This is a genomic window from Pseudomonas sp. C9, from assembly GCF_002000165.1.
GTDB lineage: Bacteria > Pseudomonadota > Gammaproteobacteria > Pseudomonadales > Pseudomonadaceae > Aquipseudomonas.
This window is the reverse complement of sequence record NZ_MPAK01000001.1, coordinates 2,180,256-2,195,539: the sequence shown is the minus strand read 5'-3', so window position 1 is coordinate 2,195,539 and position 15,284 is coordinate 2,180,256. Positions and strand designations below refer to the sequence as shown.

General features: G+C 58.3%; 11 protein-coding genes. 3 read left to right on the top strand and 8 right to left on the bottom strand.

The genetic code is table 11. The features are described 5' to 3' along the window. Window positions 1–48: 48 nt before the first annotated feature. Complete coding sequence (locus tag BMS17_RS10380; RefSeq protein WP_077430888.1) at window positions 49–2,574, bottom strand: sulfite reductase flavoprotein subunit alpha; 2,526 nt, start codon at window positions 2,572–2,574, stop codon at window positions 49–51. Window positions 2,575–2,704: 130 nt separating this feature from the next. Beyond that, the gene (locus BMS17_RS10375) at window positions 2,705–5,023 is read right to left on the bottom strand and encodes a TonB-dependent siderophore receptor (RefSeq protein ID WP_077430887.1); all 2,319 of its coding nucleotides are present in this window, start codon (window positions 5,021–5,023) and stop codon (window positions 2,705–2,707) included. Between the two features lie 207 nt (window positions 5,024–5,230). Between BMS17_RS10375 and BMS17_RS10370 the strand changes: the two genes are divergently transcribed. Together BMS17_RS10370 and BMS17_RS10365 are read left to right on the top strand one after the other, a co-directional pair. After that, window positions 5,231–5,911: a Fe2+-dependent dioxygenase gene (locus BMS17_RS10370; RefSeq protein ID WP_046031946.1), complete on the top strand. Its 681-nt coding sequence runs from the start codon at window positions 5,231–5,233 to the stop codon at window positions 5,909–5,911. Then, entirely contained in the window at window positions 5,908–6,675 is a 768-nt protein-coding gene (locus BMS17_RS10365; protein ID WP_077430886.1) for a tetratricopeptide repeat protein, read from the top strand. The genes BMS17_RS10370 and BMS17_RS10365 overlap by 4 nt, the downstream gene beginning before the upstream one ends. Before the next feature lie 58 nt (window positions 6,676–6,733). Here BMS17_RS10365 and BMS17_RS10360 read toward each other — a convergent pair whose 3' ends face one another. From BMS17_RS10360 to BMS17_RS10335, 6 genes are all read right to left on the bottom strand, one after another. After that, on the bottom strand, window positions 6,734–7,897 hold the full coding sequence (locus BMS17_RS10360) for a type III PLP-dependent enzyme (protein ID WP_027924486.1): 1,164 nt from the start codon (window positions 7,895–7,897) through the stop codon (window positions 6,734–6,736). Between the two features lie 613 nt (window positions 7,898–8,510). Then, on the bottom strand, window positions 8,511–9,266 hold the full coding sequence (locus BMS17_RS10355; protein ID WP_046031948.1) for a hypothetical protein: 756 nt from the start codon (window positions 9,264–9,266) through the stop codon (window positions 8,511–8,513). 156 nt (window positions 9,267–9,422) lie between these two features. Beyond that, complete coding sequence (locus tag BMS17_RS10350) at window positions 9,423–10,580, bottom strand: betaine/proline/choline family ABC transporter ATP-binding protein (protein WP_046031949.1); 1,158 nt, start codon at window positions 10,578–10,580, stop codon at window positions 9,423–9,425. Next, a complete protein-coding gene (locus BMS17_RS10345) occupies window positions 10,577–11,230 on the bottom strand; it encodes an ABC transporter permease (protein WP_046031950.1) in 654 nt (217 codons plus the stop codon). The genes BMS17_RS10350 and BMS17_RS10345 overlap by 4 nt, the downstream gene beginning before the upstream one ends. A gap of 12 nt (window positions 11,231–11,242) precedes the next feature. Next, window positions 11,243–12,136: a glycine betaine ABC transporter substrate-binding protein gene (locus BMS17_RS10340; RefSeq protein WP_046031951.1), complete on the bottom strand. Its 894-nt coding sequence runs from the start codon at window positions 12,134–12,136 to the stop codon at window positions 11,243–11,245. Window positions 12,137–12,156: 20 nt separating this feature from the next. Next, the gene (locus tag BMS17_RS10335) at window positions 12,157–12,873 is read right to left on the bottom strand and encodes an ABC transporter permease (RefSeq protein WP_046031952.1); all 717 of its coding nucleotides are present in this window, start codon (window positions 12,871–12,873) and stop codon (window positions 12,157–12,159) included. Window positions 12,874–13,363: 490 nt separating this feature from the next. Here BMS17_RS10335 and BMS17_RS10330 point away from each other — a divergent pair, with 490 nt between their 5' ends. After that, on the top strand, window positions 13,364–14,947 hold the full coding sequence (locus BMS17_RS10330; RefSeq protein WP_046031953.1) for a peptide chain release factor 3: 1,584 nt from the start codon (window positions 13,364–13,366) through the stop codon (window positions 14,945–14,947). Window positions 14,948–15,284 lie beyond the last annotated feature (337 nt).

Below are 15,284 nucleotides of genomic sequence, written 5' to 3'. Positions count from 1 at the left end.
TAAACCGTCATCGCGAGCAAGCTCAGCTCCTACACGGAGTGGGGTGTGTCAGTAAACGTCGCGGCGGTAGCGGCCTTGTTCGATCAGGCGATCGACCTCTGCAATCCCGAGCACTTCGTTGAGTACGTGATCGACCCCTGATGCCATCCCCTGCAAGCTGCCGCAGATGTAAATCACGGCTCCGTCGGCGAGCCATTTCTTCAGCTCATCCGCCGACTCCCGCAGGCGATCCTGCACATAGATCTTCTCGGCCTGATCCCGCGAGAACGCCAGGTCGAGCCGCTCCAGGTCGCCTGAGATCAGCCACTCTTCCAGTTCATTGCGGCACAGGTAATCGTGTTCCCGATGACGCTCGCCAAACAGCAGCCAATGGCGTTGCTGGCCGTCGGCAATGCGCGCCTTGAGCAAACTGCGCAACCCGGCAAGGCCGGTGCCGTTACCCAGCAGAATCATCGGCACCGGCTCGGCCGGCAGATGGAACCCGCTGTTGCGTCGCACCCGCAGGCTGACGTTGCCACCCACTGGCACGTGTTCGGTCAGCCAGCCGGAGCCAATGCCCAGGCTGCCGTCGGGATGCTGTTCCTGGCGCACGATCAACTCCAGCAAGCCATCAGCAGCAATCGAGGCGATGGAGTATTCGCGCATGGCCAACGGCACCAGCGCATCAGCCAATGCCTGAGCGTGCAGGCCGACCAGATGGGCTCTGTTTTCAGGTAGCTGGCGCGTGGCGAGCGCTTGCTCCAAAGGTTGTGACAAACCATCGAACACCACCGCGGCGCGCCCGTCGATGCCCAGGCCGTCGAGGAAGTGCTCGATCGCCCACGGGCAGTTACGCGGCAACACCTCCACCAAATCTCCCGCCAGCCAACTGCTGGTGGACGGGGCGGTAAGGCCCAGCAAGTACACCGGCGAGCCGCTGCTGTCCGGGTTCATCAATTCGCGGTGGGTCAGTGTCCAGTTGTCGTAGCTCGGCGCTTGCCAGGTGTCGACCGGTGCTTGCCCGGTCAGCAGGCCCAGTTGTTGCTGCCAGTGACGCAAGGCGTACGGGTCACCGCTGTCGACTTCCACCGGCGCGAACAGGGTCTTGCCGCCATGCTCGCCCAGCCAGGCGTGCAAGCGTCGGGCGAAACCGCAGAAGTGTTGATACTGGCGATCACCGAGTCCAAGTACCGCATAGTTCAGGCTCTGCAGGCTCGACGCCCGGCCCAGCATCTTGCGTTCGAAGCCGCGCGCGCTGTCCGGCGCTTCGCCGTCGCCGAACGTGCTGACCACGAACAACGCATTAGTGGAGTCGAGCAAATCCTGTTCACTGACACTGGCCAGTGGCCGCACCTTAACCGGCAACCCGGCGGCTTGCAGCTGCCCGGCCGTTTGCCACGCCAATTGCTCGGCGAAACCGCTCTGGCTGGCGAAACCGATCAGCCAGGCCGGCGCATCGCTGTCGGGATGATCGAGACCTTTGCGCGCGTCCTTGATCTGCTTTTTCTTGCGCCGACGATCGAGGTACAGCAACCAGCCCGTGACGAAAAACAACGGCATCGTCAGCGAGGCAATCGTCAGGATGATCCGCCCGACAATGCCGAAGTAGCTGCCAACGTGCAGTGCGTAAATGCTGGTCAGCAGTTGCGCCTTGAGGCTCTTGTCGCTGTAACGGTCGTGCTGTTTGACGATGCCGGTCGCCGGATCGAGGGTGATCTGGTTCTGGGCGCGGTCGTGGGGTGAGGTTTTCAGCAGGTAATACACGGTCGCCGGCTGGCCGGCCACGGGTGGCATTCGGATGTTGTAAGCGCTCAGTGCCGGGCCGGCGGCGCTGTAGACGCTGCTCCAGATGGCCGAGTAATCGGCAGTCGGCGCCGGACCACTGGGGGCCGGGCCGCGATTGCGCACGCGCTCGTTTTGTGGCGCGTCGGACAGCAATCGGGTCAGGCCCTTGTTGTACCACTCATACGACCAGGACAACCCGGTCAGTGCTGCCAGGAGATAAAACACCAGGCACCAGGTGCCGGCCACGGAGTGCAAGTCCCAGTTGAAGCTACGACCCTTTTTCTTCCAGTCCAGGGTCAGCCAGGCACGCCAGCTTTTCCACTGGCGCGGCCAGCGCAGGTAAAGACCGGACAGGCAGAAGAACACCAGGATCAGCGTACAGGCCCCGGTAATCTGCCGCCCGGTATCGCCCATGGCGAGGAAACGGTGCAGTTGCAACATGAAGCCGAAGAAGTCCTGGCCGGTGGCATCGCCCATGAAGTCGGCGGTGTACGGGTCGAAGTAACGCATTTCGCCACGGCGTTCACCCGGCGGCGGGGTGAAGAACACTTTGGCGGCACGGCCGCTGTCGGTTTCGACGTTGAGCATCGAGACCTTTTTGCCGGATGCGGCTTCGATGCGCTCGACCAGCTCAGCGGGCGGCAGGACGCCAGCGACCTGCTTCTGGACCTGCAACACAGAAGGGTTCAGTACGCTCAGGATTTCATCCTGAAACGACACCATGGCCCCGGTGATGCCCATCAGGGCCAGGACCAGTCCGGCACTGATGCCGAAAAACCAGTGCAACTGGAACAGGGTTTTCTTCAACACGTCGCTCGCCTTGTTCGTTCAAAAATAATCTTCACGGCGCGCATTATGCCGTGGGTTGTCGAGAAGCATTCTTTTTTACACACAAAAGCCCCACTCACGAATGAGCAGGGCTTTTTTCCTCACACTTTTATTAGAAGTGGAAGTTGGTGCTCAGCAAGGCAGTACGACCGGCCGCCTGGTTGGCGAAGTGAGTCGAGAACGCTTTGTCGTAGTACGTTTCGTCGGTCAGGTTCTGCACGTTCAGTTGCAGGTCGACGTTTTTGCTCAGCTTGTAGGCCGCCATTGCGTCGTAACGAACGTAGGAATCAACCATGGTGGTGTTGGCAGCGCTGCCAAACACATCGTCGACGTAGAACGCACCGCCACCGATGGTCAGCTTCGGCGTGACTTGATAAGTCGTCCACAGGCTGGCGCTGTTTTTCGGCGTGTTAGGCAGCTCGTTACCGTCGTTGGCCGCACCCAGTGGGCCACCATCGACTTGCTCACTGTCCATGTAGGCGTAACCGGCGAAGACCTGCCATTTATCGGTGAGCTTGCCGGTGGCCGACAGTTCGACACCTTGAACGCGAGTCTTGCCGACGTTTTCGTATGTCGTGGTGTTGGTTTGCACACGAGCGTTTTCTTTCTCGGTGCGGAAGATATCGGCGGTCAAGGACAGACGATCGTTCATCAGGTCCCACTTGGTGCCGATTTCGTAGTTCTTGGTGGTTTCCGGTTCCATATCGCTTTTCAGCAGGTTGCCGTTGCGATCAGGTGTGCCACCCAATGGGTTGCCTTCCGAACCTTCGCCCAGGGTGTTGCCCGGTGGCGTGGCGGACGTCGCGTAGGACGCATAGATGCTGCCGTTTTCAGCAGGTTTGTACACCACGCCGAACTGACCGGTGACGAATTCGCTGGTGTCATCGCCCTTGGACGTGGTCACGCTGGAACTGTTGAAAGTCTTGTAGTCGGTGTCGAAATGGTCATAACGCAGACCCATGTTCACCAGCCACTGCTCAGACAATTCCAGGGTGTCGAACACATACAGCGCGTACGTGTTGGCCTTGGTGTCGGTACCGGCGTAGTTACGCGAGATTGCACCGTTCCATGGATCGTTCTGGTTCGGGTTGGACAGCGAGGTGCAGTTGAAACCGCTTGGCGCGCCGATCAAGGCCGGAGAGCAGTTAGTGGTCACCGCTGCGGTGCGCGGGGTGGTATCGGTGTTGACGTTGTACGAGGATTTTTCGTTTTCCTCGTGAGTGAACTCGACACCCGTGGCGAAGCTGTTCTTGAACCCGGCGATGTACACGTCACCAAACAGATCGGTCTGGTTAGTGGTGGTCTCGGTGTTGCTGACACGGGTATTCGCCCGCCGCCAGAGGCTGCCATTGTTGACGTTGCCCTTGCTGTCGTCCGGCTGGGTCAGGATGTAATCCTGCATGCTGGTGCCGTGGCGCAGGGTGTTCTTGACGGTCAGCGCATCGTTCAGATCGTGCTCGATGGAGAAGGTCGCGGTGTCGGTACGGGTCTTGCGGAAATCGCGGTCGTTCAGGCCATACCAGTTGCTGCTGTTGCCACCGTCATTAGGCTTGTCAGGATTGGCCTTGGTACGCGCAGCCGAGCCAGCGACCGGGATGGAGTACGGAATGCCCGAGTCTGGCGTGTCGTTGCTTTCGAGGTGGTAGTAGTCGAGGTTGATTCGGGTCTCGGTGCCCAGGCCGAAAGCCAGGGACGGTGCGATACCCCAACGATCGTAATCGATGCTCTGGCGGCCGGCGACGTTGCTTTCGTGGGTCAGCAGGTTCAGACGGCCGGCGGCGGTGTCGGAGAACTGGTAGTTGCCGTCGAAGGTGTAGCGCTGGGTCTGGTCGGAGCCCCAGGTAAAGCCACCGTCGAGCGAATCTCCCAGGTGCGCTTTCTTGCTCACCAGGTTGATGCTGCCGCCAGCGGCGCCACGGCCGCCAATGGCCGAGTTCGGGCCTTTGCTGACTTCAATCGATTCAACGGCGAAGATCTCGCGGCTCTGCGAACCGGTGTCGCGCACGCCGTCCAGGTAAGTGTCGCCCTGGGCATCGAAGCCGCGAATGAACGGACGGTCACCCTGTGGGTTGCCACCTTCACCGGCACCAAAGGTGATGCCCGGAACGGTGCGCAGTGCGTCTTGCATGTTCATCGCGCCGGTGTCCTTCAGGACTTGTTGCGGGATGACGGTAATCGAACGCGGTGTGTCCACCAGTGGTGCGGTGTACTTGGGCGAGGACGCTTTTTCGACGTTGTAGGAAGTCTCGTCCTGAGCCTCGCCAGTGATGGCGGTAGCGCCCAGCGAAATCACATTACTCGGTGCTTTTTCGTCAGCCTTTTCCGCCGCGAAAACCATGTGCCCCGCCGAGCCGGCGGTAATCGCCATGCCAATGGCCGATGCGAGCAAACGTGGTGAACTGACCGGTACTTGTGTTTGTTGACGCGACATTTGAATTCCCCTCCCCAAGGATTTGAGGCGGCGGAATATAGGGTAGACGCGTATTTGTATCAATTGCGAAACGTTACTATTCGCGAGGAATTTACATTCTTTACAATTTAACCTTACGCTTTTTGCTGTTTCGTTCGTCGTGAGGGTTTTACACGGACAATAAGAATCAATACCATTAGCGCCCCTTTGGTTTCAGGTGTCCCTGCCATGCTGCTGCACATTCCAGGCTTGTTCTCGAAAGAAGAAGTGCAGCGTATCCGCGAGGCTCTGGAGCAGGCCGATTGGGCGGATGGCAAAATCACTGCCGGCTATCAGTCGGCTAAAGCCAAGCACAACCTGCAACTGCCTGAAGGTCATCCGCTGGCCAAGGAGGTCGGTGCGGCGATGCTCGAGCGGCTGTGGAAAAATCCGCAGTTCATGTCAGCCGCTTTACCGCACAAGGTCTTCCCGCCGTTGGTGAACTGCTACACCGCCGGCGGCAGTTTCGATTTTCATATTGATAACGCCGTGCGCCAGCCCAAGGGCAGCATCGAGCGGGTGCGCACCGATCTGTCGGCGACGCTGTTCTTCAGTGAACCCGAGGACTACGACGGCGGTGAACTGGAAATCCAGGACACCTTCGGCACTCAGCGCGTCAAGCTGCCTGCCGGCGACATGGTTTTGTATCCCGGCACCAGCTTGCACAAGGTCAACGCCGTCACCCGCGGCACGCGTTACGCGTCGTTTTTCTGGACCCAAAGCCTGGTGCGTGAAGACAGTCAGCGCGCCTTGCTGTTCGAGATGGATGGGGCGATCCAGCAATTGACGCTGGACATGCCGGATCACCCGTCGCTGATTCGACTCACCGGCACTTATCACAACCTGCTGCGCCGTTGGGTCGAGGTATGAGTTATCAACTGCGCCGTGAGGAAGTCCTCGACGGTGACCGACTCAAATCCATGCTCGAGGAAAGTCCGGCGCGAGCGGCTCAAGCCATTTTGATCGCCGCCCGAGAAGGCGTACTCGATGCTCAGGCACTGCTCGGGCAAATCCTGCTGGACGGCAATGGCATCGCACAGGACCAGCCGCTGGCCACGCGCTGGTTCGCGATTGCGGCTCAAGGTGGGCACTTGATGGCGCGCAACATGCTGGGTCGTTGTCATGAGCACGGTTGGGGCTGCGTGGCGGATGCCTCGATTGCCGCTCGGCATTACCAGGTCGCGGCACAGGGCGGGCTGGATTGGGCGATGTACAACTACGCCAATTTGCTGGCCACCGGGCGAGGTGTGATCGAAGACCAGGCACAGGCGTTCAGCTTCTATCGCCGAGCGGCTGAATTGGGTCACGCGAAATCGATGAACCTGCTGGGGCGTTATCTGGAGCAAGGACAAGTGTGCCCGGCAGACGCGGCATTGGCGCGTGACTGGTATCGCCGTTCGGCGGTCGGCGGGGATTTTCGCGGGCAGTTCAGTTATGCCGCGGTACTGGCCGAGGAGGGGGGCGTCGAAGAGGCAATGACCTGGTTGCACAAGGCATTAGCCGGCGGCAATCTGAATTTCCTGCGAGTGGCGAGCAAGGCATTGATGAGCGCCGTGAACCCAAAGTTTCGCGAGTTGGCACCGGCGTATAACCGACGCATTGACGAGCTTGAACGACAGCTGGCGCCTCTGTAGCGCAGGCACAAAAAAGCCCATGACTCGTCATGGGCTTTTTCATTTCTACGCGTAGCGCTTAAACGTAAAACGATTTCAGCGGCGGGAAGCCATTGAATTCAACAGCGCTGTAACTGGTGGTGTAGGCACCGGTCGACAACCAGTACAAACGATCACCAATGGCCAGGTTCAGCGGCAGGCCGTACTTGTAGTTTTCGTACATGATGTCGGCGCTGTCGCAGGTTGGGCCGGCGATGACCACTTCTTCCATCTCGCCTTTCTTCTCGGTCCAGATCGGGAACTTGATGGCTTCGTCCATGGTTTCGATCAGGCCGGAGAACTTGCCCACATCCGTGTACACCCAACGCTCGACGGCGGTGCGGGATTTACGTGCCACCAGCACCACTTCGCTGACCAGGATGCCGGCGTTGGCGATCAATGAACGGCCCGGCTCGAGGATGATTTCCGGCAGGTCGTCACCGAAGTCTTCCTTGAGGAAACGGATGATTTCTTCAGCGTAGGTTTCCAGGCTGTTGGTGCGGGTGATGTAGTTGGCCGGGAAGCCACCGCCCATGTTGATCAGCTTCAGGTGGATGCCGTCTTCTTCTTTCAGGCGTTCGAAGATCACTTTGACCTTGGCGATCGCCGCGTCCCAGACGCTGATGTCGCGCTGTTGCGAGCCGACGTGGAACGAGATGCCGTACGGCACCAGGCCCAGGTCGCGAGCGAGGATCAGCAGGTCCATGGCCATGTCGGTCTGGCAGCCGAATTTGCGCGACAAAGGCCAGTCAGCCGTGGTCGAGCCTTCGGTGAGGATGCGCACGTAGACTTTCGAACCTGGTGCTGCCTTGGCGATGTTGCGCAGGTCGGCTTCGGAGTCGGTGGCATACAGACGCACGCCCTTCTCGTAGAAGTAGCGAATGTCCTTGGATTTCTTGATGGTGTTGCCGTAGCTGATGCGATCCGGGCCGACGCCCTGGTTCATCACTTTATCGAGCTCGTAGATCGAGGCGATGTCGAAGTTCGAACCTTTCTCTTTGAGCAGGTCGATGATTTCGACGGCCGGGTTGGCCTTGACGGCGTAGTAGACCTTGGCGAATTCGAAACCGGCGCGCAGGTCGTCATAGGCCTGGCTGATCATCGCGGTGTCGATCACCACGAACGGGGTTTCCTGTTTGTCGGCGAAGGCCTTCATTTTGTTGAAAGTATCGCGCGCGAAATAGTCTTCGACATTGATCGACATACTTGGGACTCCTAGTGGCAAACATTAGTAATCAATGGGTGCAAATGAACGTCCTCCGTATCCCCACTTTGGTTCGCCTACTTCCCAAGGCATGTCGCCGAAAGCAAAAAGGCCATGGGAAGTGCAGCTTTCCCTTGGCCTTGCTGTCTCGTCGTCAGTACTTGAGCCGGATGGATCGTTTCCAGCATGGACGTTCGGCGCGAACTTTAGGGCGTGAGGGGCTTGAGATCAACAAAAAATGTCGCGTTTTTGCACTCTTCTGACGCGCGTTACGAGCATCACTCTTTGTAACCGACTCAGATGACAGTCGGATGTTCCCGAGGAATTGTGAAGTGTTAAAAATACCTGCACGTTCGATGCTTTTGTGCGCCAAGTCGCTAGTAACTACGATAGCGTCAACTTCGGCGACGTTGGCTGCGAAAAGGTAGGATGAAGCGGGTTTCTGCTGTTTCAAAGGATGCTGTCGGATAAATTTTTTCGGTGCCACTGTTGATATTTTTTTCCGCCATCTTGAAAGAAGGCAATCTGCTAGGTTGAGGCCGGATTAAGGTGCAATGGGACCCCTAGCTGACAGATCGCTTCACTTCCCTGCACAAGAATTCCAGCAAGAGGCTTAGTCTTGTGGTTTATCGACCGCTTTGCAGAGCACTACCCGATCTTTGAGGCGTAGTTCATCTGTGTCAGTGACGTTGTTCATCGCCAAAATGAAATGCAGCCATGGGCTCTGCTGCTTCAAGAAGCGTTCGAGCTTTTTTTCACCTGAGCCGTCTGGAGGGTTATCAAATACATACGGATGGCAGCTGGGAAAACCCTTTGGCACGGTGGAAAGAAGTTCGTAATCGCTGTTGCTTTTGACGATGTTGTACGTCTGCCAACTGACGTATGACAGCAGGCAAAGCGCGAAAGTGATCATCAGCGGCAAAGCAATCCGCCATCGCAGCGGCATTGGATAGGCTTTGGCCAGAGCTCTGCGAGTCATGAAATCGGTGATTTTTTTACCATGTACCAAAACCTGCGCGACCTCGAACTCCAACGGATTGTAGATCGATATTTCAACCGTTTCGTTGGGAGGGATATCCGTGAGTATGAGTTCCTTGTCCTCCGAATTGTGTTGCCATTTGACCGCGGCTTCGTGGCGAGAGTAGGCAACTCTGGGCGTGAACTCAAAGTTTCCGCGATACAGAACTTTGACATTTGTCAGCGTCGTATTGGATTCGTTGTAAATAGCGATGTGAGTGCAAACATAGCGATTTTCGCCATCAACCATCTCTGCAGGTGCATGAAACAGATAAGGGCCTAAGGTCGTCCAGCCAATTGCATCTGGGAGTTCTTTACGCAATGCGTTCAGCGCCACAATTTGATCGATCACTACAGCATCCTTTTGATCTCAACTTACGGAGTATTGGCCTCCGCCCATCGGGGGATGGTATCTAGGTGCCGTTATTGCAGGCAATCAGGCCATCCATTGATCAAAAATTGCAGTGTCAGTTTAGAAACGGGGCTGTCAGACAGCCCCTTATGATCATCAGGCTACCACCGCCTCGGCAGGCGACACGATGTTGGTCTTCATCCCCCGAGAACGTCCCGAACTCAAATAAGCCGCAATCGACTCCTGCGTCACCTCACCCAAAAACACTCGCTCGGCATCCATCACCGGCAGCCACGAGCGATTGAACTCGTACATGCGCGACAGCAGGATGCGTAAATGCTCGTCATACGCTGCGGTCGCGTTGAACTCGCGCTGGTACTGGCCGCAAGTACCATTCTGACGGTGCAGGTCGCGGCGTCTGACGTATCCCAATGCCTTGTTGTCAGCACAGGTCACCACGACATAGCGGCGGTCCAGTTCATCCATCAGCTCCAGCGCCTCGGCCACCGGGGTGTCCGGGCTGACCGACGGCGCGTTGTCTGCGGCGTCTTCGGCTTTCACCAGCAGCAAGCGCTTGAGGGTGCTGTCCTGGCCGACGAAGTTGCTGACAAAGTCGTCTGCGGGATGGGCGAGCAAGGTGTCCGGGTGATCGATCTGCAACAGCTTGCCGGCGCGGAAGATCGCAATCTTGTCACCCAGCTTGATCGCCTCGTCGATGTCGTGGCTGACCATGATCACGGTCTTGTTCAGCGCACGCTGCATCTCGAAGAACTCGTTCTGGATCATTTCGCGGTTGATCGGGTCGACGGCGCCGAACGGTTCATCCATCAGCAACAGCGGTGCATCTGCCGCCAGCGCACGAATCACGCCGATCCGTTGCTGCTGCCCACCGGACAACTCACGCGGGTAGCGATTCAGGTATTGCTTGGGTTCCAGCTTGATCATGCTCATCAATTCGCGGGCGCGGTCGTGGCATTTCTGCTTGTCCCAGCCGAGCAGTTTCGGCACCACCACGATGTTCTCTTCGATGGTCATGTTGGGGAACAGGCCGATCTGCTGGATCACATAGCCGATGTTGCGGCGCAGGGTCACCGCGTCGAGGTCGGTGGTGTCTTCGCCGTTGATCAGGATCTTGCCCGAGGTCGGCTTGATCAGGCGGTTGATCATTTTCAGCGTGGTGCTTTTGCCGCAACCCGATGGCCCGAGGAACACGCAGATTTCGCCTTCATTGACGGTCAGGCTTACCGAGTCCACGGCTTTCACATCTTTGCCGTTGCTTTGGAAGGTCTTGCTGAGGTTTTGAAGTTCGATCATTTCAGGAGTCCTTTTGGAGTCAGCGAGCGTTGCAGCCATTGCAGAAGCAGGTCGGCGAAGATGGCCAGCAGGCTGACCAGCACGGCGCCGACGATCAGCATCGACATGTCGCTGCGGCTGATGGAAGCGAGAATGAGGACGCCGAGGCCACCGGCGCCGATGGTCGCGGCGATGGTCATGACGCCAATGTTCATGACCACGGCGGTGCGCACGCCGGCGAGGATCACCGGCACTGCGATGGGCAGTTCAACCATGCGCAGGCGCTGGCCGAAGGTCATGCCGATGCCGCGCGCGGCTTCGCGGATGCCCGGCTCGACGCTGGTCAGCGCGAGGTAGGTGTTGCGCATGATCGGCAGCAGCGAGTACAGAAATACCGCCGTGATTGCAGGCATTGGGCCCAAGCCCTGGCCGAACTTGGAGTAAAACGGCAGCAATAGCCCAAACAGCGCAATGGACGGCACGGTCAGCAGCACCGTGGCGCTGGCTTGCAACGGGCCGGCCAGCGACGGGAAGCGGGTCATCAGGATGCCCAGCGGCACGCCTGCCAGAATCGCCAGCGTCACGGCGATGCCGACCAGCGTGATGTGTTGCCAGGTCAGGTGCAGGACCAGCGGCCAGTCGAGATGGGAAAAGGCGTTCAGAAATTCCATGGCTTTTCCTCCTCAGTTGAGTGGGTGCTGGCGCAGGAAATCTGCGGCAACGGATGAAGGGCTTTGGTGATCGACATCGACCCGCGCGTTGAGTTGGCGCATGGTTTCGTCGTCGAACAGTCGGGCCAGTGGCTTGAGCTGTTCAGCCAGTTGCGGGTGCTCATCGAGGAAGGCTTGGCGCACCACCGGCGCGGCGGTGTAGTCCGGGAAGTAATGCTTGTCGTCTTCGAGCAGTTTCAGCTTGAAGGCGTTCAATCGACCGTCGGTGGTGTAGACCAGACCGGCAAACACCTGGCCATTGCGCAGGGCGGTGTAGACCAGCCCTGCGTCCATCTGGCGGATGTTTTTGCGGGTCAGGTTCATGTCGTACAACTGCACCATGCCGCCCAGACCGTCGGAACGGTTGGCGAACTCGGTGTCCAGCGCCACCAGGTGGTTGGCTTTGGCCTCGTCCCGTAGTGCCGTGTTCAGCTCACTGATGGTATTGATCTGCGGGTATTCATCCGCGACGTTTTTTGGCAGCGCCAAGGCGTAGGTATTGCTGAACTTCGACGGCGTCAGCCAGACCAGGCCTTTTTTCGCGTCGAGTTCTTTCACCCGGGCGTAGGACTGTTCGCTATCGAGTTTTTCCGTCACATGGTTGTAGGCCACCAGCGACACACCGGTGTACTCCCAGAGCATGTCCAGTTGGCCACTTTCATGGGCGCTGCGGGCCAGATTGCTGCCCAAACCGCCGGTGACTTGAGTGTCGTAACCCTTGCTGCGCAGGTATTGGGAGGTGATTTCCGCGAGCAGGGTTTGTTCGGTGAAGACCCGGGCGCCAATGCGGATGACCGGTTTTTCAGCGGCGTGGGCAAATCCTGCGAACAGCAGGATGCAGCCTAGTAAAAAGCTTGAGGTTTTCATGTTGATTCCTTTGCCGAGGCTTAAGACGGGCGCAAGCCGCGTTCGAGCCAGAGGCGGCTGGCGAGTGTCACCAGGCCGTCGAGCAGCAAGGCCAGCAGGGCGGTACAAGCCGCGCCGAGCAGCAATTGCGGCTGATTGTTCAGGGCGATGCCGGGAAAAATCAGGCTGCCCAGGCTGTTGGCACCAATCAGGAACGCCAGCGGTGCCGTCCCGACGTTGATCGCCAGCGCCACGCGCACACCACCGATGATGATTGGCACGGCGTTCGGCAATTCGACCCGCCATAACACTTGGGTCGGGGTCATGCCGATGCCGACGGCCGCTTCCTTGAGGGAGCCCTGGACGTTTTTCAGGCCTTCATAGGTATTGCGCACGATGGGCAACAGCGAGGCGAGGAACAGGGCGAAGATCGCGGGGCCGCTGCCGATGCCAAGGATCCCCAGGGCGATGGCCAGTACGGCGAGAGGCGGCACGGTGTTGCCGATATTGAAGAGCTGCATGAAGCGTTCAGCACGGCCAACCATGGTCGGGCGGCTGAGGAAGATGCCGGCGGGGATGCCCACAACGAGGGCGGCCAGCATGGAGGCGAGGACGAGAACCAGATGAGCTTGCAGGTAAAACAACAAATCGTCGCGGTAATGTTCGATCGTGTTGATGCCGATCCAGTGGATCAGCAGGGCCAGAAGGGCGAATACCAGCGCGCCTCCTATCAGCCCTTTGCCATAGTGGATAGCCACAGGCGGACTCCTTTTTTCTTTGTCGGCGAACGCAGTCCCGAGTGGCAATCCCATTCCTGGCTGCCGGGATTATCAACGTTCGCGAGAAGCAGCTCTTCATGCTGATGAAACCGCATGAGATCGAGCCATAAGCGCAGCCTCGTCAGGCTAACTGGCTGAATTTTCAGCCCCTGGTACGAGTGCCGTAACAGGGGAGTGGACGTCTGCACCTTTTAAAAGGTTCCATAATTAACAGCATTTAGCCACCCCGCATCTCGTTTTGCCCCTGTAGCAGCTGCCGAGCCGGCGAGGCTGCGTTCGGCGACGAAGTCGTCGTCAAGGCATCCATCGCTATCTGCCCGAGGCACCGCGGCGCCTGGTTTTACGACGGCTTCGCCGCCGGACGCAGCCTCGCAGGCTCGGCAGCTGCTACAGGCGAACGGTGGTTCGTAGGTCATGTTTTGAGCTATACTCGCCGCCCTTTTTTGAATCACCTGCCAGGCGATTTCCCATGACCAAACAGGCCGCCGAAGTCGCGAAACGCCGCACTTTCGCCATTATTTCCCACCCCGATGCCGGTAAAACCACCATCACCGAGAAGCTCTTGCTGATGGGCAAGGCGATTGCGATTGCGGGCACGGTGAAATCTCGAAAATCCGACCGCCATGCCACCTCCGACTGGATGGAAATGGAAAAGCAGCGTGGTATCTCGATTACCACGTCGGTCATGCAGTTCCCGTATCGCGACCATATGGTCAACCTGCTCGACACCCCGGGCCACGAAGACTTCTCCGAAGACACCTACCGCACCCTGACCGCGGTGGACTCGGCCTTGATGGTCCTCGACGGCGGTAAGGGTGTAGAACCACGGACCATCGCGCTGATGGACGTTTGCCGTCTGCGTGACACGCCGATTGTCAGCTTCATCAACAAACTCGACCGTGACATCCGCGACCCGATCGAACTGCTCGACGAAATCGAAGCGGTCCTCAAGATCAAGGCCGCGCCGATCACCTGGCCGATCGGTTGCTACCGTGATTTCAAAGGCGTGTACCACCTCGCCGATGACTACATCATTGTGTACACCGCTGGCCACGGCCACGAGCGCACCGAAACCAAGATCATCGAGAAACTCGACTCCGACGAAGCCCGCGCCCATTTGGGTGACGAGTACGACCGCTTTGTCGAGCAGCTTGAGCTGGTGCAGGGCGCCTGCCACGAGTTCAACCAGCAGGAGTTCCTCGACGGCCAACTGACGCCGGTGTTCTTCGGTACTGCACTGGGTAACTTCGGTGTCGACCATGTGCTCGACGCCGTTGTGGACTGGGCGCCGAAGCCATTGGCCCGTGTGGCCAACGAGCGCACCGTCGAACCGGTGGAAGAGAAGTTCTCGGGCTTCATCTTCAAGATCCAGGCGAACATGGACCCGAAACACCGCGACCGTATTGCCTTTATGCGTATCTGCTCCGGCAAGTACGAAAAAGGCATGAAGATGCGCCACGTGCGCACCGGCAAGGACGTGCGGATCGGCGATGCGCTGACCTTCTTCTCCTCCGAGCGTGAGCAACTGGAAGAAGCCTTCGCCGGCGACATCATCGGTTTGCACAACCACGGCACGATCCAGATCGGCGACACCTTCACCGAAGGCGAAGTCCTGGGCTTCACCGGTATCCCGCACTTCGCTCCGGAACTGTTCCGTCGCGTGCGTCTGCGTGATCCGCTGAAATCCAAGCAACTGCGTCAGGGTTTGCAGCAACTGGCCGAAGAAGGCGCGACCCAGGTGTTCTTCCCCGAGCGCAGCAACGACATCATCCTCGGCGCCGTCGGTGTGCTGCAGTTCGATGTGGTCGCCAGCCGCTTGAAAGAGGAATACAAGGTTGAGTGCTCCTACGAGCCGATCACCGTTTATTCCGCGCGCTGGATCGATTGCAGCGACAAGAAGAAGCTTGAGGAATTCTCCAACAAGGCCGTGGAAAACCTCGCGGTCGATGGCGGCGGTCACTTGACCTACCTGGCCCCGACCCGAGTCAACCTGGCACTGATGGAAGAGCGCTGGCCGGACGTGAAATTCCGTGCGACGCGTGAGCATCACTAAGCGCTGAACAGTAAGACCCAAGCCCCGTGGCGCAAGCACCGGGGTTTTTTTATGACTGACGTTTGCCTGTAAAAGGGGGAAATTCATCTCGGGTGAACTAATGTTCCTTGATGGAAAACGATCCGCCATTGTTCGTCTTGCTTGCACAAAATCGAACTTCGCAGGCTGTTGGAGGGTGAGCACAAACCGATGATTATGTTGTGATAGCGGTTAAACAGAGACATGACTGATAGGTCGAGTCGATCAGGATGAAAGATGCTTCTGTAGGGTTTTTTTCCGATTTTTGTAGCTCGGCTCCGGTTTCAAGTTCTCTTGGCTTTTTTCACGGGACACGGCA